The organism is Candidatus Eisenbacteria bacterium (assembly GCA_035712145.1).
GTDB lineage: Bacteria > Eisenbacteria > RBG-16-71-46 > RBG-16-71-46 > RBG-16-71-46 > DASTBI01.
In genome coordinates, this window is record DASTBI010000184.1 from 1 (window position 1) to 25662 (window position 25662).

Annotated in this window: 19 protein-coding genes and 1 tRNA gene; 11 read left to right on the forward strand and 9 right to left on the reverse strand. The window is 64.5% G+C overall.

Annotated elements, in window-relative coordinates:
- Positions 1–72: 72 nt before the first annotated feature.
- Entirely contained in the window at positions 73–717 is a 645-nt protein-coding gene (locus VFQ05_12590; protein ID HET9327602.1) for an MOSC N-terminal beta barrel domain-containing protein, read from the reverse strand.
- 61 nt (positions 718–778) lie between these two features.
- On the opposite strand from VFQ05_12590, the gene VFQ05_12595 reads away from it, so the two are divergent.
- Genes VFQ05_12595 through VFQ05_12605 form a run of 3 tightly spaced genes read left to right on the forward strand, consistent with a single transcriptional unit; the run spans position 779 to position 1892 of the window.
- A complete protein-coding gene (locus VFQ05_12595; protein ID HET9327603.1) occupies positions 779–1027 on the forward strand; it encodes a DUF1059 domain-containing protein in 249 nt (82 codons plus the stop codon).
- A 44-nt stretch (positions 1028–1071) separates the two neighbouring features.
- Entirely contained in the window at positions 1072–1644 is a 573-nt protein-coding gene (locus VFQ05_12600) for a sigma-70 family RNA polymerase sigma factor (protein ID HET9327604.1), read from the forward strand.
- Positions 1641–1892, forward strand: coding sequence for a zf-HC2 domain-containing protein (locus tag VFQ05_12605; GenBank protein ID HET9327605.1), 252 nt, complete (start codon positions 1641–1643; stop codon positions 1890–1892). The genes VFQ05_12600 and VFQ05_12605 overlap by 4 nt, the downstream gene beginning before the upstream one ends.
- A gap of 72 nt (positions 1893–1964) precedes the next feature.
- Here VFQ05_12605 and VFQ05_12610 read toward each other — a convergent pair whose 3' ends face one another.
- The 5 genes from VFQ05_12610 to VFQ05_12630 form a co-directional block, all read right to left on the reverse strand.
- Positions 1965–2123 (reverse strand): hypothetical protein, encoded by a 159-nt coding sequence (locus VFQ05_12610; protein ID HET9327606.1) that lies wholly within the window; start codon positions 2121–2123, stop codon positions 1965–1967.
- 32 nt (positions 2124–2155) lie between these two features.
- Entirely contained in the window at positions 2156–2350 is a 195-nt protein-coding gene (locus VFQ05_12615) for a hypothetical protein (protein HET9327607.1), read from the reverse strand.
- A gap of 567 nt (positions 2351–2917) precedes the next feature.
- Positions 2918–5077 carry a TonB-dependent receptor gene (locus tag VFQ05_12620; protein HET9327608.1) on the reverse strand — a complete coding sequence of 720 codons (2160 nt, stop codon included), beginning with the start codon at positions 5075–5077 and terminating at the stop codon, positions 2918–2920.
- 771 nt (positions 5078–5848) lie between these two features.
- On the reverse strand, positions 5849–6406 hold the full coding sequence (locus VFQ05_12625) for a dihydrofolate reductase family protein (GenBank protein HET9327609.1): 558 nt from the start codon (positions 6404–6406) through the stop codon (positions 5849–5851).
- A 1039-nt stretch (positions 6407–7445) separates the two neighbouring features.
- Positions 7446–8360 (reverse strand): AAA family ATPase, encoded by a 915-nt coding sequence (locus tag VFQ05_12630; GenBank protein ID HET9327610.1) that lies wholly within the window; start codon positions 8358–8360, stop codon positions 7446–7448.
- A 594-nt stretch (positions 8361–8954) separates the two neighbouring features.
- Here VFQ05_12630 and VFQ05_12635 point away from each other — a divergent pair.
- Positions 8955–9710 carry a hypothetical protein gene (locus VFQ05_12635; GenBank protein ID HET9327611.1) on the forward strand — a complete coding sequence of 252 codons (756 nt, stop codon included), beginning with the start codon at positions 8955–8957 and terminating at the stop codon, positions 9708–9710.
- A gap of 303 nt (positions 9711–10013) precedes the next feature.
- Complete coding sequence (locus VFQ05_12640; protein HET9327612.1) at positions 10014–11021, forward strand: hypothetical protein; 1008 nt, start codon at positions 10014–10016, stop codon at positions 11019–11021.
- 99 nt (positions 11022–11120) lie between these two features.
- Here the strand turns inward: VFQ05_12640 and VFQ05_12645 are convergent.
- The 3 genes from VFQ05_12645 to pyrE all read right to left on the reverse strand — a co-directional run bounded on the left by VFQ05_12645 (position 11121) and on the right by pyrE (position 12469).
- Positions 11121–11196, reverse strand: a tRNA-Glu gene (locus VFQ05_12645).
- A gap of 65 nt (positions 11197–11261) precedes the next feature.
- Entirely contained in the window at positions 11262–11918 is a 657-nt protein-coding gene (locus VFQ05_12650) for a hypothetical protein (protein HET9327613.1), read from the reverse strand.
- Positions 11915–12469 carry an orotate phosphoribosyltransferase gene (pyrE, locus tag VFQ05_12655; protein HET9327614.1) on the reverse strand — a complete coding sequence of 185 codons (555 nt, stop codon included), beginning with the start codon at positions 12467–12469 and terminating at the stop codon, positions 11915–11917. The genes VFQ05_12650 and pyrE overlap by 4 nt, the downstream gene beginning before the upstream one ends.
- A 177-nt stretch (positions 12470–12646) precedes the next feature.
- Between pyrE and VFQ05_12660 the strand changes: the two genes are divergently transcribed.
- The 6 genes from VFQ05_12660 to VFQ05_12685 form a co-directional block, all read left to right on the forward strand.
- Complete coding sequence (locus VFQ05_12660) at positions 12647–16324, forward strand: S8 family serine peptidase (protein HET9327615.1); 3678 nt, start codon at positions 12647–12649, stop codon at positions 16322–16324.
- Positions 16325–16376: 52 nt separating this feature from the next.
- Complete coding sequence (locus VFQ05_12665; GenBank protein ID HET9327616.1) at positions 16377–18311, forward strand: hypothetical protein; 1935 nt, start codon at positions 16377–16379, stop codon at positions 18309–18311.
- Positions 18312–18371: 60 nt separating this feature from the next.
- Positions 18372–23159: a DNA polymerase III subunit alpha gene (gene dnaE / locus VFQ05_12670; protein HET9327617.1), complete on the forward strand. Its 4788-nt coding sequence runs from the start codon at positions 18372–18374 to the stop codon at positions 23157–23159.
- A complete protein-coding gene (locus VFQ05_12675; GenBank protein ID HET9327618.1) occupies positions 23156–24115 on the forward strand; it encodes an acetyl-CoA carboxylase carboxyltransferase subunit alpha in 960 nt (319 codons plus the stop codon). The genes dnaE and VFQ05_12675 overlap by 4 nt, the downstream gene beginning before the upstream one ends.
- 114 nt (positions 24116–24229) lie before the next feature.
- A complete protein-coding gene (locus VFQ05_12680) occupies positions 24230–24397 on the forward strand; it encodes a Trm112 family protein (protein HET9327619.1) in 168 nt (55 codons plus the stop codon).
- Positions 24398–24407: 10 nt separating this feature from the next.
- Positions 24408–25662: C25 family peptidase propeptide domain-containing protein (locus VFQ05_12685; protein ID HET9327620.1), on the forward strand; the 1255-nt coding region annotated here is incomplete at its 3' end.

Consider the following 25662-nt stretch of genomic DNA (forward strand, 5'->3'; position numbering starts at 1 on the left):
TCGCAGCCGGCGTGTGGCCAATGGGGACCGTGGTCTTCGCAGTCTGCAGGAATATCCAGATGGGAATAACGGTCAGGCACCTCGTTCGACCAGCCTCACCGGATCGCCGATCCGGACGATCCCGGAACGTTCGACATCGGCGTTGAGTGCAAGTTTCCCGTCGAATCGCTGGACGATGTCGCGGAGTACGCGGGGATCGACCTCGAGCGTGTCGGGATCGACGGTCGTCATGTGACAGCGTCCGCGCAGTGAGTCCAGCCGGACGATTGCGTCGCCGATATGAAGACGCGCGCCCGGCCAGTTCCGTTCAGCCAATCCGTCGACCCCTGCGATGACGATGTTCGGGCGAAGACGGCGAACATCACGTCCGAAAGCAGCAATCGCGCCGTCGGTGGCGACAAGAAGCGGGAGGATGTCGAAGCGATCCAGGCCATCCCACGCTTCCAGCCACGCATCGGCTCCTGCGGCGTTTTTTACGAGCGCAAGGGCTTCCGGGCTGTTCCACGGGTGACCGGCAATGCGTGGGCGGCCGTTGAAATCGAGGGTCCCGCGCAGGCCGAGGAGCCGATACTGACGGCGGGACGACCGCACGCCTTCAGGTCCACGCACCCGCACAATGCGATCGCCCGGAATCCCGTTTGGTCCCAGTACTGCCATTGAGAGCCGTTCTCCGGCCAGTGATTTCACCGGGTAGCGCCAGAGTTCTGCGATGCGCATCGCCCTTCAGATGCCGGAGAACTGCCGAACGTGACATGCGTTCACCCGTCACAAAAACGCGGTGGCGGCATCTCAAGGTGCGGGCGACATTTTCGAAAGGAGAGAAAAAATGCCTGAAAATAAAGAATCAAAGCAATCAAAGCATATTGCCTGCGCGTCGATTATGCCGGACTGTCCGTTCACCGCCAGCGCCGCGACCGAGGAAGAACTGATAAGGAAGGTGGCGGCGCACGCCGCAGTTGCCCATATGATTACGGAGGTCACGCCGGAGTTGGCGGTCAGGGTCAGGGCGGCGATTAAGGGTCAATAGGTGTCGTGAGCGCAAATGTATCCACGTCTGAACCGAGCGATGAGATGCTCGCCGCACAGGCCGCGGCAGGGGATGGCTCAGCCTTCGAAATGATTGTCGAACGGTTTCAGGCCCGCATCTTTCGTCTGGCGTGCCGGCTCACCAGCGAGACAGATGCGCCCGACGTGCTTCAGGAAACATTCCTCCAGGCTTACCGTCACTTGCCGTCATTTCGCGGCGAGTCGCAGTTCGGCACCTGGCTCTACCGCATTGCGACGAATGCCGCGCTGATGCATCGTCGTGCGAGTTCCCGACGGCCATCCGAGCCGCTCGACACATTCCTGCCTCGATTCGACGATCAGGGGAAACACGCGGCGACGCCCGCAGAACTGCAGGTCGCCGCACGCGCCGACGAACTGCTGGACCGACAGCTCCTGGCGGGCAAGGCTCGCGAAGTGCTCGCCCGGCTGCCCGAAATCTATCGGGATGCGTTCGTGCTGAAGGATCTCGAGGAGATGTCCACGGCTGATGTGGCCCGCACGCTCGACATCGAGCCGGCGGCGGTACGGCAACGTGTACACCGCGCGCGTTTGATGCTTCGCGGATATCTCAGCGATCTCGTGGGGGTGAAATCATGAAAGAGATCACCTGCCTGTCTGGCGTCGAACTGCTGATGGACTATCTGGAAGGTGTGCTGTCCTCGGACCTGCACGCTGAGCTCGAGGCACATGTTGCCGGATGTGCTCGCTGTGTCGCGTTCGTCGCGTCGTATCGCGCGACGCCGCGGATTCTGCGTGAGGCGACGGCCGTGAAGATTCCCGACCGCGTCGAGGTTTCGCTCAAAACTTTCGTTCAACGCCTGCTGCAGAAACGCTCGGAAAGCTAATGGCGGGTTCCGAGGGGATAACACGAGCTTCCCTGGGGTAATCCCTATTCCGGGGAATATCTGGCCGCTGCGCTACCGGCGCTGCGCCAACACTCCAAGTGCAATCGCGATCAGCGCGAGATTCTCGCATGCGTTCGATAGCGCTTCCGCACCGGCACCCATCACGGCGGGCTGGCGGATGACAATGAAGAACGCGGCGAGGATCAAGGCCAACATCGAATAAAAGAGCACGACTCCCGGGAGCATTGGATTTCGCATACTCCTTACTCAAGATCAACTGATTTGAACCACACACCCAATGCAATGGCGATCAATGCAAGATTCGACGATGCACGCGAGAATCCTTCTGCGCCAGTATTAATGATCATCATCGATTCTTTGCCGGAGATCACCAGGATCGTGGCCACGATAAACAACAACATCGACACCCAGATCATTGCGATAGCCAGATTTCTCATAATGGCCCCTCAGTTTACTTCTTTCGGTAATCAACATTATTTCGCAGCTTTCCACCGGCGTGCCGCGAACGGGAACGCCATTCCGACCCGACAACAATCAAAGGGATCTGTATGTCCGAGAAATTGCCGGTTTCTGAGCGGCCCAGATCGTAACAGCCCATATACGACATTCCCTGCCGCTCCGCCCGACTCTACTACCGGTACCCGCGCTTATCCCGACCATCGTCAGCCAGCGTCATGCGGATCTTGGGAGCATTCTCCGACACCACGTCTGGTGCGTCAAGATAGGCGTGGGGGATAGGCGTGGGGGGATCATATCGGCTGCGAAGGGCTGTTAGTGGCCCGGGAGGATCGCTTTAGAACGATCGTCCTCTGCATGTCGATCGAGAAGAATTTCGTAGGCTCGAACCAGTTCTCTCAACTTCTTCGTTGCCTCGTGACCGTGATAGACCGAGCGCGCCATTCGGTTCGCGCAGTCCGGTAAGCATCCCCACATCCACTTTGTCCCCCTCGACCCGTCGTCCAGCAGTTTGTTTGCGCCGCAGTGCAATCTCCTTGCATGCCGTTTCAGAAAAACCGCACAGAATACCCAAAGCTGACACCACGACCGATTTCCGGAGCCACATCCTTCACAAACGACACGTGGTTTCGATAGAGCCTGTCGCCGATGTTGAAAAAGTTTCCGGAGATCATGTGAATCGCATGTTGGCGAACAATCGAATACGACGCTTTCAAATTGAAAACGGCATAACCCGGCGTTCGCGTTTCGAATGTTGAGAGTTTGTCCTGGTCCTGGGTCATCTGGACTTCGGGTCTGATGCTGATACCGCCGCGCCTGAACTCGAACCCCGCGCGTCCGCGCAACGGCGGAATTCTCGGCAAAGCCACATCGGTTTCCTTGATTTTTGCATCAACATAATCCATGCCCAGGTTCAGCCAGAGGCTCGGATGGAGCGCCACGTCGAGAGCCAGTTCCGTTCCGACGAATCGCGAATCCGCTTGAGCGTAGTTGTAGACATTTAGATCGTCCTGCACTTCTCCTGTTGGATCCAGAAACACGAAGTCGCTGATGCTGTAATAGAAAAAGTTCGCTTCGCCGCGAATGCGTGAATTCCGATGCCGCACGGAAAGATCGATCCCGTTCGACCGTTCCCGCTCCAGGTTCTCATTACCGATCTCGAATGCCTGATTACCCGGATGTGGGCCATTGTTGTACAGCTCTTCCAAAGCGGGCGCACGATACGAGGTTGTAAAGTTTGCCACAAAGGCGCTGTCTTTCCAGAGGCCCACATGGACGCCCGCGCCACCGGATAATCCTGTAAAATCCCGGCCGGTGCCGGTGTCGGGACTGTAGCGGACGTGCTCGAGCCGGCCGCCCAGCTGAAAGCGCGCGTGCTCCGTCTGAATCTCTTCGAGGATAAAGCCGGCGAAACTGTTTTGGTCTGTGGGTGGCGTGAGCGCCTCTTCGCCGGTGGCTTCGTAACCTCGGGCTACGCCGGAGAAGCCGAAACTTCCTGACCACTTGCTTCCTTGTCTCTGGTCAAACGCGCCGCGCCACGTGAGTTGTTTGTTGCTCAGGGTCGTGGCTATGGTCTCATCCTCGATCTCAGAATGTTGCCAATCGGTATAACTCACGACAGCGCGAAACGCGGAGATGGCGCCGCCCATATCCTTCAGGCCGCCGACCATTCGCGCATTATAGCGGCGGAAATCGATCTCCGACTCCGATGCCGCAACGCCATACAGTCCGTCATCATAGCCGCCAGCGGCACTCAAGAATCCGCGCTCCATATCTCTGCCGACACCGAACTGGCCGTTGGCAACGCGGGTCTGCGTATTGGCCACCTCTCCTTCAGGAGAGTGATAAGCGCCGGCGCGCTGACCACCACCGCTGCCGAAGATGCGCCACTTGCCGGTTCCGAGATCGAATGAAACGCTGCCGCCGGCTTCGTCGTTGTTTGAGCCTCCAAAGCCGGAGGCAAAACCTTGCAGACCCTGATGTGGATGTTCGTGGATATCGGTTTCTGCTGAAATCGCGTTCACGACGCCACCGATGGCGTTGCTTCCGTACAGCAATGTAGCGGGCCCTTTTAGAACCTCAACGCGCTCGAGCGTCGACGTGTTCACCGGTTCCGCGTGGTCGCCGGACTGGAATCCGAGACCGCCTGCGGGCGCACCATCCTGCAGGACGAGGATGCGATCCCCATCGAACCCACGAACAACCGGACGCGACGAGCCCGGACCCGAGCTCCGCTTTGCGACGCCGGGCTGGCCATCCAGAGCTTCCCCGAGGGAGGTCGCCGGACTCTGCGCAAGTTCGAGCGCATCGAGTGACGTTACCGTCTGAAACGCATCGAGCGTCAGTTGCTCGCGACCGGATGCCGTGACGGTTACTTCGGAACGAACGCTCGCCAGCGCCAGGGTGAAATTCGCCGCGGCAGGAGTTCCCGCCTGAACGGTCACGGATTGCGAAGCGCCGTCCATTGCGGGCATCGTGACGATCACGTCGTAAGTGCCGGGCGGAACGTCGGTGAACTGGTAAGTGCCGTCTTCGCCGGTATCCGTTACTCTTCCCAACTGAACGATGCGGACCGCGGCGTTGTGCAACGCCGTGCCGTTCGACTTCAGACTGACAGAACCCGCAATGGTTCCTCCGCTTTGTGCGGCCGCAAACAATGGCAGTAAGAATAGAAGGACAACAGCAGACACCAGTCTGTCTGTCTTCATAAAGACCACCCTCCACGTGTGAAATCGTTTGGTGTTGAAGATGTGAATGAACTAGAGGGTTAAGATCCGCGGTGGAGCGCGGCCGGACTGGAGAAGAACAACCTCGGAATGCAGCGAGTCAGGCTGGATATCAACGCCCGCCCACTCGCGGGTTATTGGAGCGACGAGAACATTCCCGGACGGACTCTGGAGCGTTGGCATCTGCTGCACAGTGCAGAGTCCGCAATCCTGCCCTCGGGAATCCCGGTGCCAGTGAATGACAATGATCGTCAGACTGGCAACCAGAAGAAGAGCCAGGGCCGCTCTACCGTAGGTGCGCCAGTATTGGTTCATGGTGAGAGATGATAGTCCCAGGAAGAGTGGCACGCAACATCGGGGGAGATTACATCAGTTGTGACATGAGGGGCTGCGGCCCGATTCCTATCCGTCGGTCGACGCAATAGTTTGCTCTTTTGTCGAGAGTGCGTCGAACAACTTTCCGCTCCCGACCAGGTTGGCCCTCGGTTGGCGATGGCGGAGCAGGTCATAAATGCTGGGCGAGGCTCGGGGAGCGACCTGTATTGAGAGTTACAGTCCGATTTGCCGACAATGCGGCCAGTGGAATTGAATCCTACAGCAACTCTAATGATGAAGTTGACCGGGCCGCCGAGGAAGGCTGACCGAGGAGTTCGAGGGACGGTGGTGCGGAGTTCGCGGGTGGAACCCGGCTCTTCTCGAGACCGATCGGCGCATCGACGAGTTCCGAGCTGGACGCGATGGGGCTGCTCTGAGTCAGCGCGCGCGCCGGTAGTGCATGGCGACCGCGCCGCTGCGAAGCGGCTTCGCCGAGACCAGCTCGAGCCGTCGCGCGCTGGGCAGCCCGCTCTGGTATAGAGTCGGGCCGTGGCCGGCGATCCTGGGGTGGACGAGGAACTTGTACTCGTCGATCAGATCCAGCCGGTCCAACTCGGTCGCGAGCTTGCCGCTACCGAGGAGCACGCCGGCCGGGGTCGCGTCCTTGAGCTTCTGCACGCCCGTGCGCAGTTCGCTGGCGATGTGGTGGCTGTTGGTCCACGGGAAGTCCTTTCGCGTCGACGACACCACGTACTTCGGCTTGGCCTCCAGCTTGACCGCCCACTCGCGCATCGCCGGCGGCGCCTCCGCGTCGCCGCGGGCGACCGCCGGCCAGTAGCTCTCCATCATCTCGTAGGTGACGCGGCCCCACAGCATCGCCCCGCCCTCGTCCATGAGGCGGGTGAAGAAGGCGTGTGTCTCGTCGTCGGCGATTCCCTCCTGGTGGTCGATGCAGCCGTCCAGGGTGACGTTGATGCTGAAGGTCAAGAGTCCCATGGTGTCCTCCATTTGAGATACGCGACGAGACGCTCCGCCGTCGGGCTCCAACCGATCGCTGCGAGCTTCCGACCTCGAGGATCTTCGAGCGTCCCGCGCGTGCGAAAACCGCGGGTTTTCCGCGGGGTTGCTGTGGGAAAGAGTGACCGAAGTAGTGGTGGCCTAACCTCTCTCCGTTCGAGCGCCGTCGCCTGGCCTCGGGCGGTTGATGCCATCCGGGAGCAGCTGGCCCGTGACTGAGCTTCGACATCTGGGCCCACATTGCCTGGAGGCTGGCGGCGAGAGCAAAATGAACGCGTTATCGGAGGCTTTGGCCATGTATCCCGAAACTCGTGGCGGATACCTCGCCGTGGCAATGGTCCTTGCGACCATGTTCACTGGATGCGCCAAGTCTCCCACCCGCCCTTCAGCCACTGATATTCGATTTCTTCTGAACGTTCAGCCGCGAGCGGGAGGACTGAAGGAACCGATCTCGATAGTCATCCGCGCCGTCAACGCGGGCAACACACAGGTCTTGCGATGGGAAGGTTGTGGGTGCGGCGCGATTTACTTCGGAATAATGGGACCGGACGGCGCTCCGGTTGCGCTGTATCCGCGGTCGTCGTCGCCCCCGCCACTCTGCCCGTGCGGCCCCGTCCCGTTCGAACCAAATACCGAGGTCGAAGTGGGTGGACGCTTCACGGGAGTGCTCTACGATGGCGCCTCCCCATCGCAGGCCTATGCCGCGCCCCCCGGTACCTACACGGTCGTCGCGAGATTCATGTACCGAACGAGTATCGAGGGCGAGTCCATCCAACTCGACCGCACCGCCACATTCGTCTGGGACCCTTGAGAATTGCAGGACTGGCGTCCCTAACTGGATTCGGTTCGAACACCGTGGTGGCGTGGCTCCACGCGGTTGAGGCGTTCCGCGCGAGCCTGACGACGGCCTAGAGCGGTCGGCTACTGAATGTGCTACGGATTCGGCCTCTCTTCGCATCATGGACGTCGAGATGCTGGTCCGCTCGCGGAGTCTGTGGCTCGCGTGTCAGTTCCTTCATTAGCGCGTTGGCGACTCGTCCTCGCTTGTGAACGGTTTGGTGGGGGCGGTGAGCGCCAGCTGCTCGCGAAGGAGCTCGTAACTGAGCGCCTTGTGGGGATAGGCCGCCAGTACGGCGGAGGGGATGAGTCTCTCCGATAGATCGGACCACGTGTAACCGACGCCGGACTCGTTGCGGGGGCCGGTCAGACGCGCGATTTCGACGATCTCATCCTCCTTCAACGCGTCCCCGAGGGCGTTTGCCAGCAGCGCATGGCGCTGTGCCTCGGTGGGGCGCTCCAGGATGAAGAGGCCAGCCGCGCGACGACGAACGGCCGGATCGATCGCACCCAGCCGGTTCGTGCACATCACCGCGAGGACCCGGGCCTTGGCCGCGACGAGAGAGTCGAGGCCACGGATCAGCGCGTTCACTCCGGCGCGGTCCTCGTGATTCATGGCCTTGAGCGCACGGGACTGGGCCAGCGCGTCGGCTTCGTCGATGACCAGGATCACCGCTTGATGGATACGCGTTTCCTCGCGCACCACATCAAAGGCCTTGCCGATCCTGTCCGTCGCCTCCCCGGTCCCGCCGTGTCCGCGCGTGCGCAGCGACAGGCGCATCACCCGAATCGCTATCTTTTCGCTTCGCGCCATCGCGTCCGCGAACGTCTCTGCCAGCGTCGTCTTGCCGGTCCCAACGTCTCCAGCCAGGATGATGAGTGGCGTACGATGGCAGACGAGTTGCACCGCGGGCAGCACACGTCCGTGGAATTGCTCACTCCACTGCTCGAGGGGGCGCGGATTCACCAGCACTGTGGCCTGCTTGCGAAGCTGAGACAGAATGTCATCGAGACCGATCAGGCCGCCAAGGCGCCGCTGGGCCTGGGCGTCCGGAAGGTCAAGAACCTGATCAAACAGGCCGTCAAGCGGGTTCATGGCAAGGAGCCTCGATCCTGGTCAGCGCGCCGTCGCGTGAGATGAAAAGATGGATGTCTGTGACCGTCTCTGTCAGCACCTCGATGCCGGGGGGCAGGCCCGGGGCGGTCGGGCTTGGATAGTCTCGTTGGAGCGCTGCTCGTGTGCACGGCAGGGTCGCACGAGGCCGGCTCCGTCGCGCGGCGACGCCCCGGCTCGCTACAAGAGATCGGCCGCCGGCATCGAGGTCTTGAGTGATTGGCGGAGTCTTCCGGGCGGCATCCGCCTGGTTCGTACGACGTGCTCACTCCGCTCTCGACTAGTCTTGGAACGAACGAGGTACGGCACGTTGGCGCGGGAAAGGGGGCGTCCCCAACGGGAGTCGGTTCGAGCCCTGCGGTCGCCTGGCTCCTGGCCGTTGAGTCGTTGCACGGCGGCCTGAAAACCGCATAGATAACCGCTACTCGGTTAACTGGCTCCGGGGCCAGTTGGATGAAGAGCGGTGGTGGTTTCGGGCCTTCTTATCGTCCCGAAGGACGCGCCGGATAGGCGCGCCGCAGGTGCCGCCGTACCATCCTGCGCATGAGCACTTCCCGCCCGAGTCTGATACGCGCCATGGTGGCGGTATCCATGGTGCTCGGTGGGATCGCTGCGGACGCGATCACCGCACGTTGCGACGATGGCAGCGTCGAGACGGTGGGCGGAGCCGTGCGTTTGATGAAGACGCATTCAAGTATCCGCATGGTCTCCGAGACAGTGAAAGCCCGAATCAGGCCCGGCATCGTTGAGGTTGACTGCGAGTTTGTGATGAAAAACGAAGGCGCCATCGACACCGTGCTCATTGGGTTCCCGGACGGGGCCGTGGGGCCGTACATGGGCGGGGGCGAGGAGTACGAAATCGAGGGGTTCCGGAGCTGGGTGGATGGCGAAGAGGTCGTGTGTGAAAGGCTGCCCGACGCCGACGTCGTTCACTCTTTGGTCGGCTCGTGGTGGACGAAGCGCGTTGACTTTCCGGCGGGAGCAGTGCGGCGCATCCGAAATCACTATGCCGTGTCGCCATCCTGGCATCCAATGGCGCCTGAGGCCGAAGCGGATTCGATTGCGGGATACCGGTTCTTCCGGTACATCCTCTGGACCGGTGCCAGTTGGAAAGGGACGATCGGGTCGGCCAGCATTACGGCAATCCTAGAAGGAATCCCGATCGAGTGGGTCAACGGTACTGACCCGGAGGCCCGTCGAACCGGTCGCGTATTCCGGTGGACACTCCGGGATTTTGAACCGGGATACGCCGGAGCTCCGGAGAGCGTTGAGCTGGGATGGCGAGTTCCGGCGGAGAAGGATACAGAGGAGCCTGACGCTCGCAGGAAGTGAAATCTCGCAGACTGGCGTCCCCAACGATGCCGAGTTGGAACCAGATCGCGGAATGGTTGCAGCGCATGGATAACCTGCGCCACGCCGCAATCCCCGGTGTGGCCTAAGGGGCAACCCTCATCGGTGCGTTGATCGTCTAGACTCCCCCTTGGGATTGGAAGCATCCTTTCTGGGGAGTTTAGGTCTTCTACGCGGTCCTCGTCGCATTATTCCGCTCTTGCGCGAAGCACTCAGAGCGGTATGAATTGTCCAGGCCCACAGCACAGACCAGAGTTCACTTGCTATTCATCCAAGGAGGTCCGTGTGCTTCGCTTTTCCCCTCTCTTCGCGCGGGCCATCGCCGGCCTGATTTGTACCGTCGTCCTCGGCTGCTCTCCGTCCCGCTCGATCGCTCCTGAGGTTCGCGACACTCGCGATGTCGTCACAAGTGTGGTGACGGGCGCGGCCGCGACGTTTCTGGAGTCGATCCCACTTCCGGTCGACTTCGTGCCCGAAGGAATCGCCACCACCCCCGGCGGAATCTTCTATGTCGGCTCGCTCAAGACGGGCGACATCTATCGCGGCGATGTGCGAACCGGCGAGGGCGACATCCTGGTGGACGCCCTTCCGGGGCAAGTCTCGGTGGGGATGAAGGTGAGCCAGGGTCTGCTCTTCGTCGCAGGTGGTCCGACCGGGAAGGCCTTCGTGTACGACGCTCGCACGGGAGATTTCATCCGTGAGGTTCAGTTCGGGACGCCGGGCTCGACGCTGCTGAACGACGTGATCGTCACCCGTGACGCGGCGTACTTCACGGACAGTTTCCAGCCCGTGCTGTACAGGATTCCGATCGGGCCCGGCGGCGAACTCGGCACCGGTAGCACTCTCGCGATCACGGGGCCCGCGGCGACCGTCATCGCGGGCGCGCCGAACCTCAACGGAATCGAGGCGACCCACAATCGGTTGATCGTGAATCACACGGCCCTCGGCGCTCTCTTCACCGTGGATCCGGTGACCGGCGCCAGCGCGCCCATCGAGGTAGAGGGCCTCGCGCCCAACGTCATGGACGGTATGCTGCTCGAAGGGCGGTCGCTCTGGATCGTCGAGAATTTCGCCAATCGGGTCATCCGCGTGACCCTGAGTCCAGGGTTTTCGAGCGGCGAGATCACGGCGACGATCACGTCCCCGCTGTTCCGAGTGCCCACGACGGTGGGGAAGGTGGGTGGGAGACTGGCGCTCGTCAACGCGCGGTTCGACCTGGGCCTGCCGCCGCCCTTCGGTCCCGGCCAGCCGCCAGGAACGGAGTATGACGTGGTGATCGTCTCGAGTCGGTAAGGTCTGCCGGCGCCAGTCGCGCCTGATCACCTCAAAAGGAGCACTTTCCTCAGAGCTCGGCTTCGATCAAGCCGGGAGCCGATGTTCGCATCTCGAGTGTGGCGTCCCCAACGAGATTCGAACTCGTGTCGCCGCCGTGAAAGGGCGGTGTCCTAGGCCTCTAGACGATGGGGACGCCGAAGAGCGGTCGGTGAACCTAGTGGCGGCGACGGCTTCGCGTCAAAGAGGAAAACTGCCGGACTACTGCGGCAGCGGACGAAGCCAGATGAGAACCGCCAGCACCAATGCCGCGGCGGCGAAGAAAAGCGCCGCCATCAGCCACGGACCCGAAGGCGCGCGATGGCGGGGAGGAACTACGGGAAGGGGAATCGGCTCCGACCCCGGAACGGGATCCTCGGTCATCGCCTCCGAAACGATCGACGCCCGCTTGGTATCGAATTCTTCTGCGACGCGACGCTGCAGGAAGTCGACCGCGTTGGGCTGTCTTTCCTGTGGCGGCGATTGCGGCACGAGCTCCTCGATTCCCGACTCCGGCCGCAACATCTCCTGCGTCTGGTCCATGTCGGCGGGCCGGTACATCTCCTGAGTCTGATCGGTATCGCCGGCGCCCCAATCCGGCTCGTTCGCGACGCGTTCGTTCGCGTGCTCCATCGAGCCGCGCCGGTCGAGGAACGTCGGAAACGGCTCCACCGGGCGCGGGTATTCGGCCGTCGGTTGCTCGTCGAAGGGAACCTCGTCGGGCATGGGCTCGACGGCGTCCTCGGGCAGGGGTTCAGCCGACGCGTCGGACTCGAGCGGCTCGTCCTCGCCTCTGCTGCGAGTGATCGCAGCGTCGATCCACGAAGGCAGGACGATGTCGTCGTCGCGCTCGCGTTCCGATCCGGTTCCTTGGCTCATTTCTCCGCCGGCAGCAGCTCTCCGATCGAGAAGAGCGACGAAAAAGGATAGCCGCGCTGCTGGAAGATCTGCGTGGCGCCCTGCTCGCGATCGACCACAGCCAGAATGCGCACCACGTCGGCTTTGTACGACTCGGCCGCCTCGGCCGCGATCAACGAGCTCTCACCACTCGTGATCACGTCGTCGAGAATGATGACTCGCTTGTGTCCCGCGAGGTTGCCTTCGACCTGGCCGCGCAGGCCGTGATCCTTGCTGGTCCTGCGCACCAGGAATCCCTCGAGCGGCCGGCCTTTCTCGGCCGCGTGGAGCATGAGGCCGCTGACGAGCGGATCCGCGCCCAGCGTGAGACCGCCGACCGCGGTGACGTCTTCGTTCTGGATCAGCTCGTAGAAGAGCTGAGAAATGAGCCTCAAGCCTTGCGGATGGAGGCTCGTCTTGCGGACATCGATGTAGTAGTTGGAAGTGGCGCCCGAGCTGAGCACGAACTCGCCGAAACGCATGGAGCGATCGAGGAGCATCTGCCGGAGCTGGTCGCGCTGTGCCTGGTCCATATTCCCTCGGAGGTGATGTGTTGCGCGAGAAGCGTCAACGAGCGTCGCGAGTCTGCTACCCGTGGAAGGTCGAGTCAAGCCACGCGGGCACTTGACCTGCCGCGAAACCGCTCCCTAAACTCGTCGCCACGACCGGACTCCCTGAACGCCGGGGAAGCCGGTCGTTTTGCCTCTCTCATGCGCCTCCACGCCCTCGTTCTCTCGTTGCTTCTGGTCCCTGCCGGCCCGGCAGCGGCCGCTCGTAAGCCACTCCAATTTCCGGTTCGAGCTCACGGAGCCCATGTCGCGGCTCCGGCCTATGCCGGAGAAGTCGTCGAGATCCAGCTCGCGCCTGCGGAAGCGCGCGCCGCCTGGCTTCACGATCGATCGCCCGCCATTCGCAGCCGCATCGGCGTGCCCGCGCTCGATCGAGCGGCCTTGGAGCTCGGCGGCGTGCGGTTCTCTCCTTTGTTCCATGGAGAACGCCCGCCGGCCGCCGATTCGCCGGGCCCCGACCTCACCGCCTTTTATATCGGCCACCTTCCTCCCGGGCTGGACCTGGAACGCGTGCTCGACCGCCTGAGCGGTCTGCCGGGGGTGGTCCGGGCCGAGCCGGTCGCCATCATGCCCCTTTCGGCGCCGAAGGCCGTGCCCAACGACTCGCTATGGTCCAACTCCTCCTGGTTTTACCAGCAGCCATCGCGCCGGGACATTCACGCGCCGGAGGCCTGGGACCTGACCACGGGGGACACCTCGGTCGTGGTCGGCATCCTCGATACCGGGGTGCTGGCCTACCACCCCGATCTCGGCGGAAGCGTGGAGGGACTGCCCGGGCAGATCTACACCAACTGGGTCGAGGCGGCGGGAGTGGCCGGAGTCGACGACGATGCCAACGGCAAGATCGACGACGTGCACGGCTGGGACTTCGTGAACCTCGCATCGCCCAGCGTCGTCGCGGGTGAGGACTGGCGGGACGAGGACAACGACCCGAGCGACTTCGTGGCGCATGGCACCGCCGTCGCGGGGGTGGTCGGAGCGCTCACCAACAATTCGATCGGCATCACCGGCACGAGCTGGAACGTCCGCATCATGCCGCTGCGCATTGGCTGGGCTTACTCCGGCTCGACGTTGGGTAACGGAGAAGTCCGCATGGATTTCGTCGCCGCCGCCATCCACTACGCCGCGCGCATGAAGGTCGACGTCATCAATTGCTCCTTCGGCAGCCTCAACGATGCCGGACTCGACGCCGCGATCGACGCCGCCACCGCCGCCGGAGTCACGATCGTGACCTCCGCGGGAAACAACGGCCAGTCGAACTACATCGCGACCCGCCGCGAGGTGATCTCGGTGGCGTCCGTCAGCCCGGGCGATGCGCTGTCCGGGTTCTCGAATCGCGGTCCTCAGGTCGACCTGGCCGCGCCGGGGCAGGCGATCGCGACCACCTGGCTCGCTCCTCGTCCTTCGACGGTCGACAGCATTGCCCAGCGTCAGGGCTCCTATGCCACGCCGAGTGGCACTTCCTTCTCGGCTCCGCTGGTGGCCGGCGCCGCGGCCTTGCTCCAGGCGCGGCAGATTCAAACCGGCCAGCCACGGCTGGATCCGCTGAGCGTCCTGCTGCGCCTGTTCGACACCGCGGACGACATCCGCACGGAGAACCCTGGACTCGACGGCCTCTACGGCGCCGGCCGCCTCAACGCCGCGCGCGCGCTGAACGAGACCTGGGTTTCTCGAGCCCTGCCGCTGAGCGGCAAGGTGGTGGGAGCGGCCGCAGTCTTCCGCACCGCGAGCGGCGAGCCGCGTGTGGTGGTGGCCTGTGACGACCGCTCCTTGCTCCTGCTCGACGGCGCCTCGCTCGACACGCTATGGAAGGTGACGCTGCCGTTCGCGCCGGTGGCGAGCCCGGCGGTGGGACCCATCGGACAGGGGATGGGCATCTTCGTCGGGCTGACCACGGGACGGGTCGCAGGCTACCGCGATGACGGCTCACCGCTCCCTCAGTGGCCCAAGTTCGCGGCAAGTACCTCCATGCGTGGAGGCACGGTGGTGTGGGACCTGGATGGCGATGGTCCGCCCGAGGTTCTGGCCGGCTCCGACGATGGACGCGTATGGGCCTGGCACGTCAATGGCGACCCGGTGACGGGATTCCCGGTTCAAGTCTCGAGCAACCCGGGCGGAACCCGGCCACTCGCCGTCTCGCATGATCTGCAGCCCCGCATCGCGGCCGCGACCGAGGATGGAACGGTCAGCGTGATCGACGCCCAGGGGAACGTGGTGGTCGGACCTCTGAACTATCCCGGAATCCCTTCTCCACCCGTGTTCGCGAACGTGGCGGGCGCTCCGGCGGTGGTGTTCGCCGAAGACGACAACCTCCACGCGCTCGGTTACGACGGCAACGAGCGTCCGGGATTCCCGGTGACGCTGGCCGCGCCGCTGCCGAATCGCGGCGAGGTGGCGGTGGGCGACGTCGACATGAACGGAGTGGACGACCTCGTCATCGCTGGATCCGCCCCGTTCACGGTGGAAGTGCGCGATTCGACCGGAGCCAGTCTCAGCAGTCTCGGCTGGCCGGCCAGCCTTCCTTCCGCTCCGATGGGCTCGGTCGTGCTCGGGCACCTCACCGGAGGAGGCGCGCCGGAGCTGATGGTGCCGCTCGGCAGCGGCGTGATCGGACTCTCCAGCTCCGCGGCTCGCTTGTGGGGCTTTCCGAAACCGGGTACGGGCGGGACCTTTCCGACGCTGATCGACCTCGATGACGACGGAACCACCGAGGTCCTCGCCGGCAGCGCCATCGATCGCCTGCTGTTCAGCTACGACGCCGGCGCAGGGAGCGCGTCGAGCGCGGCCCAGCCGTGGCCGACCTACCGCGGAGACTTCCAGCGCACCGGCTCGGCGCGCGATCGGCTCGGCGTTCCGATCGTGGATCTGGTCGCTCCCGGCGCGGTCACCGATCTCACCGCCACCATCGTCGGCTCCAACACCGTGCGTCTGCGGTGGACCGCGAGCGGAGACGATGGCGCGGCGGGCCGGGCGCGAGGCTACGACATCCGCCGATCGACGGCGCCGCTCACCGAGGCCGCCTTCGCGACGGCGAGCCACGCGCCCTCGACGCGCCCATCGGCTCCAGGCGCGCGCGACAGCGTCGACGTCGTGGGCTTGCCGGAGGGATTCACCTACTACTTCGCGCTTCGTGTGGTGGACGACGGTGGAAACGCCGGCGCGATGTCGAACGTGGATTCCGTGTCGCTGCAGATCGTCTCTCCGGCGGCGGTCACGGATCTGAGGATCACCGCAGTCACCGACACCTCGGTGACGATGGCGTGGACGGCGACCGGGGCCAGCGGGAGCGTGGGGCGCCCCGATCTCTACGTCGTGCGTGCCTCGACCGCTCCGATCGACGACAGCAACTTCAACCAGGCAGCCTACAGCCGGAACGTTCCACCCACCGTCGACGCCGGCGGGACCGAGACCTACTTCTTTCGCTTCCTGACACCGGCGACGCGGTACTGGTTCGCGTTGAAGGCCTACAACGATTCGGCGTTCCCCTCCCTGATCTCGAACGTGGTCGATGCTCAGACCCATCCGGGCGGACCGGTTCGAACGTCGGGGATCGCGCTGGCGCCGGGGAGCAACCCGAGCCGCGTGCCCGCCTCGCTCTACTGGCAATCGAGCCCTGGAGCCACGGGTGCTTCGGAGATCCGGATCTTCGATCTGACCGGCCGCCGTATCCGCACGCTCGAGCTCGGATCGGCCGTGGGGGGCAAGGCGCAGTGGGACGGAAACGACGAGGACGGACGCCGCGTGCCGGCAGGCCTCTACCTGATGAGGCTCATCAGCGGCTCTCAACGTGTGCAGTCGAGGATAGTCCTGCTACCCTGAGCCCGCTCTCCGGTTACCCATTCGACCGAACGGAGGCGAAGGAGCGCTCCCGATGAGCCAAGGACCGGGCCGCATGATCTCCCTGTTGCTGATGGCGCTGCTCGCCAGCGCGGCGACGCCGGCCAAGCCTCCCGCGAAGTCCTCATCGACTCCGAAGCCTTCTGCGCCGGCGGCCAAGCCATTCGACGCGCCGCTCGGCAAATCGCCGCTCACGCCGCCGCTGGCCGTCACGGGCGGATTCGGCGAGTACAGGCAGGGCCACTTCCACGCCGGCTTCGACTTCGGCACCGGAAAGAAGGTGGGGCAGCCGGTGTTCGCCCCGCTCGCCGGGCATGTCGAGCGCATCCGCGCCTCGGGCGTCGGCTACGGCCGATCGATCTATCTCCGCACGACGGACGGGCGGCTGCTGCAATTCGGCCACCTCGATGCCTTCGCCGAGCCGATGGCTTCCTACATGCGAGCCGTCCAGGACTCCGCCGGCGTGTACGAGCAGGACCTGTGGCCGGAGGCGTCGCGCTTCCCCATCAAGCTCGGCCAGCGCATCGCCTGGACCGGCGAGAGCGGCGCCGGCGGTCCGCACATGCACTTCGAGATCCGTCGCGGCGACATGGCCTATCACCCCCAACTCGCGGGGCTCACGGTGAAGGACGAGCGCGCGCCGAGCATCGCGAGCATCACGCTGGAGCCGCTCGACGACACGTCCTTCGTCGAGCGCTCGGCCGGACCGGTGACGCGCGCGCTGGGCGCCAAGCCCGAGACCCTGCGGGTGATCGGGCGCGTGCGCGCGCTCGTCGCTGCGCGCGACGGCGTGTGGAGCGGGGTGGATCGCATGGTGCCATGGGTCACTCGGATGGCGTGGGGCGATCAGTGGATCGAGTGCCGGATGGACTCGATCTCGTGGGCTACCGACATGAGCGAAGGGGACTACGTCTACGACGCCGGACGGGTGACCGGTGACAAGGGCATCGTGCTGTGGGCGTCGCGCGGTTTTCGTCCGCGGTTCATTCGCTCGTCCGCGCCGAACGCCGAGGAGGCGGGCACCATCCGGGTGCGACCGGGGGACGCACCGCTGACGGTGAAGCTGGAGGTGCGGGACGTCGCCGGGCACATGGCGCGGAGGACGGTGGTGATCCGGCCCGGACCATCGGACCCGGACACGCTCGATCCTTACCAGATCCTCAAGGGAGGAGTGGGCGCGGGTTATCGATTCGCCGCGCTGCCCTATGGATACTTCCGCGTGACCTCCCCAGGGCGTTCCGGAGGGACCGCGGTCCTCGCTCCCAAGTGGAAGACTCGATTCGCGGGAAGGCCGTCCGCCATTGGTCTGGCCAGCGAAGGGTTGTCCGTGATCGACGGGGACTCGTATTCCAGCACTCAGGGTGCCCGCGTCATGGTGACGCTGCCGCATTCGGCTCGCTTCGATTCGTCTTCGTATCTCCTGCAGACAGGCCCCGCCAGCCTCGCTCTGCCGCCCGCGAGCGCCGAGCTCGCGCACGGCACCCTGCTGGCGGTGCTGTGGCCACGCACACCCCTGAAGGGCCGCGCGCAGCTCACGCTCCCGGCCTCGGGCAAGCCACACTCCGGGGTCTACCGGCACGACGGCGACGAGTGGACGTGGGTGGGGGACGACAAGAAGGGGAGTGTCTACGATCTCGCCTCGAGCAGTCTCGGCTGGTTCGCCGAGTTCCAGGACACGCTCGGTCCCCGCGTCACCCTGCGCGCGCCGCGCCGCACCGCCACGACGGGCCCCTACAGCCGCTGGGCGGTCGAGGCCGGCATCGTGGAGAAGGGCAGCGGCATGAACGGGCGCGCGAGCTACATGGTGGTGGACGGAAAGCGCGTCGCTGCGGAGTGGGATCCCGAAGCCGACGTGCTCCGCTGGCGGCCGCTCCAGAAACCGGCGGCAGGCACTCACAAGTACGACGTCATCGCCGAGGATCGCGCCGGCAATGCCACCGTCCGCTCAGGAACCTTTGTGCTAGATTAGGCCGCGAGTCGCCGCCGCGTGGCGCGCGACACCCGCCGCTCGCCTCGCGCAGGACGCGCCATGCAACATTCCGACTTCGTACACCTCCACAACCACAGCGATTACTCGCTGCTCGACGGCGCCGATCCCATCTCGCGCATGGTCGAGCGCGCCGCCGAGCTCAAGATGCCGGCCCTGGCGCTCACCGATCATGGCGCGCTCTTCGGCGCGGTCGAGTTCTACCAGGAGGCGCGCAAGGCCGGGGTCAAGCCCATCGTCGGGATGGAGGCCTACGTCACCCGCGGCAAGCGTCAGGACCGCATCAAGGACACGGCGCATCACCTGGTGCTGCTCGCCAAGGACGAGGCCGGGTTCCACAACTTGATGAAGCTCTCGTCCCTCGCCTATCTCGAGGGTTTCTACTACAAGCCGCGGGTCGATCACGAGATTCTCGCCCGTTACGCCGAAGGCCTGATCGCCCTGTCGGCGTGCCCCAAAGGCGAGATCGCCACCGACCTGCTCGAGAACAACGAGGAGCGCGCCTACCAGACCGCGATGATCTATCGCGACATGTTCGGCGCCGACAACTACTTCCTCGAGATCCAGAACCACGGGCTCGAGATCGAAGCCAAGATCCGCGCCCGCATGGTCGCGCTGGCGCAGCGCACCGGTCTGCCGCTGGTGGCGACCAACGACTGCCATTACCTCCGGCACCAGGATGCCGGAGCTCACGATGTGCTCCTCTGCATCCAGACGGGCAAGAACGTCGACGACCCCAACCGGATGCGCTACGAGACCGACCAGGTCTTCTTCAAGTCGGCCAGCGAGATGAAAGCGGTGTTCGGCGACTTTCCCGAGGCGCTGCGCAACACGCTGGCGGTGGCGGAGCGCTGCAACCTCCAGCTCCAGTTCGGCAAGCCGCTGCTGCCGGCCTTTCCGCTGCCGCCTGGCGCGGAGAGCGCCGAGGCCCACCTGCGCGAGCTGACGTGGTCGGCCGTGAAGGAGCGTTACGCCGACGTCACCGAGACCATTCGCCATCGCGTCGAGTACGAGCTGGACGTCATCTGCCGCATGGGCTTTGCCTCGTACTTCCTGATCGTCCGCGACTTCATCCACTACGCGCGCAAGAAGGGCATCGGCGTTGGCCCGGGGCGCGGCTCGGTGGCGGGCTCGCTGGTGGCCTATGTGCTCAAGATCACCGACATCGATCCGCTGCGGCACGGGCTCATCTTCGAGCGCTTCCTCAATCCCGAGCGCGTGACGATGCCCGACATCGACATCGACTTCGACGACTTGCGGCGCGGCGAAGTGATCGAATACGTGAAGGAGAAGTACGGCGAGGACAACGTCACCCAGATCATCACCTTCGGCACGATGGGCGCGAAGGGCGTGGTGCGGGACGTGGGTCGCGCTCTCGGGCTGTCGTTCTCCGACACCGACAAGATCGCCAAGCTCGTCCCCGATGGCCTGGGCATGACGCTCGAGCGCGCGCTCGAGCTGTCACCGGACTTGAAGGAGCTGCCCCGCCGCGGCCCGCAGTTCGCGCGGCTGTTGCGCGACGCGCGGGTGCTCGAGGGGCTGGCGCGACACGCCTCCACGCATGCGGCGGGAGTGCTGATCACGCCCGGCCCGCTGCTCGATTACGTCCCGCTCTACCGGCAAAAGGACGACTCGGTCACCACCCAGTGGGACATGAAGTCGGTGGAGAAGGCCGGGCTCCTCAAGATGGACTTCCTCGGACTGCGAACGTTGTCGGTGCTCGACGAGTCGGTGCGGCTGGTCAAGGAGCACCACGGCGTCTCGGTCGACCTCGAAACGCTGACGCTGGACAATCCTGCCGCGTACAAGATCTTCCAGGACGCCGAGACGGTGGCGATCTTCCAGTTCGAGTCGAGCGGAATGCGCGACTACCTGCGCAAGCTGAAGCCCACGGTATTCGAGGACCTGGTGGCGATGAACGCGCTCTACCGCCCGGGTCCGATGGAGAACATCCCGTACTTCATCGACTGCAAGCACGGACGCCAGGTGGTGCGTTACGAGCACTCCGATCTCGAGCCCATCCTGAAGGATACCTACGGCGTGTTCGTGTATCAGGAACAGGTGATGCAAGCGGCCAATGCGCTGGCCGGCTTCTCCATGGCGCAAGCCGATGAGCTGCGCCGCGCGATGGGAAAGAAGATCGCGGCGGAGATGGAGGGCAAGCGAAACCAGTTCATCGAAGGCGCGAAGCGCAAGAAGCTGACTCCCGCGAAGGCCGAGAAGATCTTCGCCACCATGGAAAAGTTCGCGGGCTACGGCTTCAATAAGTGCGTGGCGGGCGAGACGCGGGTCATGAACGCATGCACCGGCGAGATGACGACAGTGGCCGATCTCTACAGAAGGAGACGGCCGTTCTCGATCCACGCCCTGGGTGAAGACTGGAGGCTGAGAAGCCGCGAAGTCACAGACGTCGTGGCGCAGGGATCCCACCCAGTCTTCAAGCTCACGACGGCGCGAGGGCGGACCATCGTCGCCACCGGAAACCACCCGTTCAGAGTGCTCGAAGGCTGGAAGAATCTCGAGGATCTACAGGCCGGCGATCGAATCGCCGCGCCCAGACGGCTCGGGGTCGAGTCCAATCGGGGCTGGCCTCGCCATGAAATCGTGACGCTCGCTGGGTTGATCGCCGAAGGCAATACCTGCCATCCGACGTGTCTCTACTTCTACAACAACGACAAGACCGCCATCGATGATTTCGTCGAAGCGGTCCAGCGCTTCCCGCACTCGACCGCCAGGGTCTATCAGCGCGGACCGAGGTACGAGGTCTGCGTGAGCACTGGTCGGAATGCTCGTTTCAAGAAAGGCGATAAGCCCTGGAATGCTTCCGAATGGATCGACGGGAACCTGGCGCGTGATGCAGAAGTCCTCCCGAGGAGATCAGGCGCTTACTCGTGGGCGGAAGGCCTCGGCATTCTTGGGCTCAAAGCTACCGAGAAGCATTTCCCCGCCGGAGTCTTCACGCTTCCCGACCAGGATCTCGAGCTCTTCCTCGGGCGGCTGTGGTCAGGTGACGGCTTCGTCGCGAATGCCACGGGTCGAGTTCCCTACTACGCCACTTCTTCACCAAGGCTGGCCCGTGACGTTCAGCTCGCGCTGCTTCGCCTCGGAATGCCGAGCCGGTTCAAGCACAAGTGGTTCAAGTACCGCTCGCGAGTACGGCCGGGCTACACCGTCCATCTCCTGGGTGAAGGGACGGCTGGGACGTTCCTCGAGAGGATCGGACCCCATCTCATTGGACGGGACTCGGCGCGCGACTTCCTCCGCACTCATTTGGAGAAGACTCGACGCGGCCTGACGAGCGTGGACACGGTGCCACCATCAGTTCGGAGATGGGTGGATGAGAAGCGTCGCGAGCGCGGGCTGACGTGGAAGCAGCTCGAACAAGGTTCCGGTGTCTCGATGAAGGAGTTCTGCGGGAATGGCTCCTTCGCCAAGCGGGGTTTTCGCCGCTCGACACTCCGCCGACTGGGCACATTCCTGTGTTCGGAGCGCCTGCAGGAGATCGGGGCCTCGGACGTCTTCTGGGACGAAGTCGAGTCCCTCGAACCTCGCGGAATCCAGGAAACCTACGACCTCACCGTCGAACACGATCACAACTTCGTCGCCAACGGACTCATCGTCCACAACTCGCACAGCGCGGCCTACGCGCTGCTCGCGTATCAATGCGCGTACTTCAAGGCCAACTATCCCGCCGAGTTCATGGCTGCCACACTCACCAGTGAAATGAACGACAGCGCGCGCATCGTGACGCTGATCGACGAGGTGCGCCGGATCGGGCTCGACATCCTGCCGCCCGACGTCAACCGCTCGCAGTGGAAATTCACGCTCGAGGATGGGCGCATCCGTTACGGACTCGGAGCCGTGCGCAACGTTGGACAGGCCGCCGCCGAGAGTCTGGTCGAGGCGCGTGCCGGCGCTCCGTTCGAGAGCTTGTTCGACCTGGCCAACCGGCTCGACAACCGGGCGATGAACCGGAGAGTCCTCGAGAGCCTGGTCGCCGCGGGCGCGTGCGACACGCTCGGCGGCGAACGCGGCCAGCTCTTCGCCTTCGTCGACACCGTGCTCGAGCGCGCCAGCGCGCTCCAGCGCGACCGCCTGAGTGGGCAGTCGTCGCTGTTCGGCGAGGACAGTGGCGTGGAGTCCGTGGCCGTCGTCGAGCCGCCGCTGCCCGAGGTGCCGGCGTGGACGATGCGCGAGCGCAGCCAGCGGGAGAAGGAGGTTCTCGGGTTCTTCTTCTCCGAGCACCCGCTCGAGCCCTTGCAGGAAGCGCTGTCGAAGATCGCGACGACCACGGTCGCCGACCTCGTGAACCTGGAAGAGGGCGCCGAGGTGCGGGTGGGCGCGCTCATCAGCGAGGTCAAACGGCTCATGACCCGGGCCGGCAAGCCGATGGCGATCGTGACGCTCGAAGATCTCAGCGGACGCGTCGAGTGCACGGTGTTCCCCGAGACCTACGAGCAGTCCAAGACCTCGCTGGTGGTGGATCACATCGTAGTGGCCACGGGAAGAGTCGAGGTGCGCGAGGAGCGGCACCGCCTCCTGCTGTCGGAGATCCGTGAGTACGAGGAGGCGCAGCGCACGTACCGCCGATGCCTCCATGTCGAGCTCAAGGCCGAGCAGCTCTCGGAGGAATGCCTGGTGAACATCGACCAGGTCCTGTCGTCGTTTCCGGGGGATGCGGAGGTGTACCTTCACATCGTGAGTCCGGACCATTCGCGTGTGGCCATGCGCTCCAAGCGTTATCGTGTGTCGGAGCACGACGGCCTGATCGGGAGCCTCAAGGAGCGATATCCGGCGTTGCGCGCGCGATGGGGGAAGGCGGTGCCATGACCACCTGGCTCGACTTCGAGAAGCCGGTGCTCGAGCTGGAGCAGAAGATCCAGGAGCTGCGCGATCATGCGGCGGCTCGAGGACTCGACGCCCGCGGCGAGCTGGAAGATCTCGAGCGGAAAGCCGACGAGCTACGGCGCCAGGTCTATTCGAGTCTGACGCCCATTCAGCGTGTGCAGCTCGCGCGCCACCCCAAGCGGCCTTACGCGCTCGATTACATCGAGCGCATCCTCACCGAGTGGACCGAGCTCCATGGCGACCGCCACTTCGCCGACGATCCGGCGATCCTCGGTGGCCTCGCCTTCCTCGACACGTCCCCGGTCATGGTGATCGGGCAGCAGAAGGGTCGCGACACCAAGGAGAACCTCCTTCGGCGCTTCGGCATGCCCAACCCCGAGGGCTATCGCAAGGCGCTCCGCCTCATGCAGACCGCGGAGCGCTTCCACGTGCCGATCGTGACGCTGGTGGATACGCCGGGGGCGTACCCGGGACTCGGCGCCGAGGAGCGCGGGCAGGCGGAGGCCATCGCGGTCAATCTGCGCGAGATGGCGCGCCTCGAAACTCCGATCGTGACCGCGGTGATCGGCGAGGGTGGCTCGGGCGGGGCGCTGGCGATTGCGGTCGCCGACGTGGTGGTCATGTTCGAGAACTCCGTGTACTCGGTCATCTCTCCCGAAGGCTGCGCCTCGATTCTCTGGCGAGATGGCAAGAAGAGCGCGCTGGCGGCCGACGCCCTCAAGCTGACCGCCGAGGACCTGGTCCGGCTCCAGGTGGTGGACGGCGTGATGGCCGAGCCGCTCGGAGGCGCGCACAGGGATCCTGAGGCGGCGGCGCGGACCCTGGCGGAAACGCTTCGTGGGCACCTTTCGGGCCTCCGCGGGGTATCCGGGAAGGAGCTGGTCGAACGCCGGCTCCGGAAGTACCGCGCCATGGGAGTCTTCCACGAACCGGTTTGACCCTCTCGAAAACCGGTTGCTAGACTTCCTGCCCGCCTTTCGAAAGGAGTCGCGACTCGGTCCTTGTGACGCGTTACCGCTGAACGATTCGTGCGCTCTCGAGCGGAGGAACGCATGCCGTTGAGTCCCGATCTCCTCAGTATCCTGGTCTGTCCAGCCTGCAAAGGCGACCTCGAATACGATGCCGCGGCGCAGACGCTGACCTGTTCGCGCTGCCGGCTTCGCTACAAGGTGGTGGACGACATCCCGGTGATGCTGGTCGACAAGGCCGAGAAGTTCTGAGCTCACCCATTTGACCCCTCGCTTCACCGCCATCCTCTCGCTGGTTCGGCGCGCCCTGTTCGGGGCATGCCTGCTGGGCTCGGCGTGGCCGGACACGGCCATGGCTCTCGAGGATGTGACGCTGCTGCAGGCGGGCGCCGGGGTGGTGCGCTTCACCGTCGACGTCGGCAAGCCGGTCCTCGACGCGGCGCCCGGCGGATCTCAGCAAGTCAGCGTGCCCGGATTCGATATGGACGGGCGTCCCGGGGAGCCTGCGCTTCCGGCGCGCGTGATCATGGTCGCGGTCCCGCCGACCTCGGCGGTGTCGGTGAGTGGGACCGGCTCCGCAACCGAATGGCGCGAAGACGTTCGCCTGGCGGCGATCGAGTGGAAGCCCCGCAACGACAACAAGACGAAGCCCGCCGCCCCGGAGACACCGGCTGCCCTCGCGGCTTCCGTGTCACCCCCGGTCGCGAGCCTGATCGACGTGTCGTGGATGCGCGACCAGCGCGTGGCGCGCGTGCTGATCCAGCCGGCGCAGTACGATGCGCGCGCGCGGCGCCTCGGGGTCCACCGGCGGGTCGAAGTCGAGGTGCGGTTCGATGAGGCATCGATCCCGGCAGCCGCGACGATCGCTCCGGCTCACGACCCCTTCCAGTCGGTCTACGCGGGAGTGCTGGTCAACGAGGTGCAGGGCCGTGCATGGCGCCGTCCCGCGGCAGGCCGGGGGGCCGGGACCTCTTCCGTTCTGGCCGCGCAGGACGTGCCCGACACCAGCATCTTCGCGGGACGCAAGTGGGTGAAGATCGCGATCCCGCAGGCCGGATTCTATCGCGTCTACTTCGGGCAGCTCCGGAACAGCGACCTCTTCGATGGCAACGACGCGGTGCTCTTCGACAGCCTGAGGCTCTTCGTCTGGCCGGGCACGCCGGTCCTTCCCGAGGACAGCTACTGCGACTCGTGCGATTACCGGGAGGTGGCGATCGGCCGGGTGGACGATGGGAACGGCGAGTTCGACAACAACGACCGGGACTACTTCTATTTCTACGCGCTCGGCGCCAGCGGCTGGACCGACCTCTACGCCGGGCCTCAGGACCCGGCACAACCGGACACCTCGTTTCTGAATCATCCCTACGAGACCCGCAACTACTACTACCTCACGATCGCCACCGCCGATGATCCCGTGCCGGGCTCACCCCGGCGGATCTTGTCGGAGTCGGGCGCTCTCACCGACACGATCGGCGCCACGACGCCCGCCACGTTCCGGGAGCGCGCGCATTTCGAAG

Bases quoted from the DNA above. Each gene is read 5' to 3' on its own strand.
- VFQ05_12615 (HET9327607.1), bottom strand. From the start codon at position 2,350: ATGAGAAATCTGGCTATCGCAATGATCTGGGTGTCGATGTTGTTGTTT.
- pyrE (HET9327614.1), bottom strand. From the start codon at position 12,469: ATGGACCAGGCACAGCGCGACCAGCTCCGGCAGATGCTCCTCGATCGC.
- dnaE (HET9327617.1), top strand. From the start codon at position 18,372: ATGCAACATTCCGACTTCGTACACCTCCACAACCACAGCGATTACTCG.
- VFQ05_12620 (HET9327608.1), bottom strand. From the start codon at position 5,077: ATGAAGACAGACAGACTGGTGTCTGCTGTTGTCCTTCTATTCTTACTG.
- VFQ05_12660 (HET9327615.1), top strand. From the start codon at position 12,647: ATGCGCCTCCACGCCCTCGTTCTCTCGTTGCTTCTGGTCCCTGCCGGC.
- VFQ05_12600 (HET9327604.1), top strand. From the start codon at position 1,072: ATGCTCGCCGCACAGGCCGCGGCAGGGGATGGCTCAGCCTTCGAAATG.
- VFQ05_12630 (HET9327610.1), bottom strand. From the start codon at position 8,360: ATGAACCCGCTTGACGGCCTGTTTGATCAGGTTCTTGACCTTCCGGAC.
- VFQ05_12680 (HET9327619.1), top strand. From the start codon at position 24,230: ATGCCGTTGAGTCCCGATCTCCTCAGTATCCTGGTCTGTCCAGCCTGC.
- VFQ05_12675 (HET9327618.1), top strand. From the start codon at position 23,156: ATGACCACCTGGCTCGACTTCGAGAAGCCGGTGCTCGAGCTGGAGCAG.
- VFQ05_12665 (HET9327616.1), top strand. From the start codon at position 16,377: ATGAGCCAAGGACCGGGCCGCATGATCTCCCTGTTGCTGATGGCGCTG.
- VFQ05_12590 (HET9327602.1), bottom strand. From the start codon at position 717: ATGCGCATCGCAGAACTCTGGCGCTACCCGGTGAAATCACTGGCCGGA.
- VFQ05_12635 (HET9327611.1), top strand. From the start codon at position 8,955: ATGGTGGCGGTATCCATGGTGCTCGGTGGGATCGCTGCGGACGCGATC.
- VFQ05_12605 (HET9327605.1), top strand. From the start codon at position 1,641: ATGAAAGAGATCACCTGCCTGTCTGGCGTCGAACTGCTGATGGACTAT.
- VFQ05_12625 (HET9327609.1), bottom strand. From the start codon at position 6,406: ATGGGACTCTTGACCTTCAGCATCAACGTCACCCTGGACGGCTGCATC.
- VFQ05_12650 (HET9327613.1), bottom strand. From the start codon at position 11,918: ATGAGCCAAGGAACCGGATCGGAACGCGAGCGCGACGACGACATCGTC.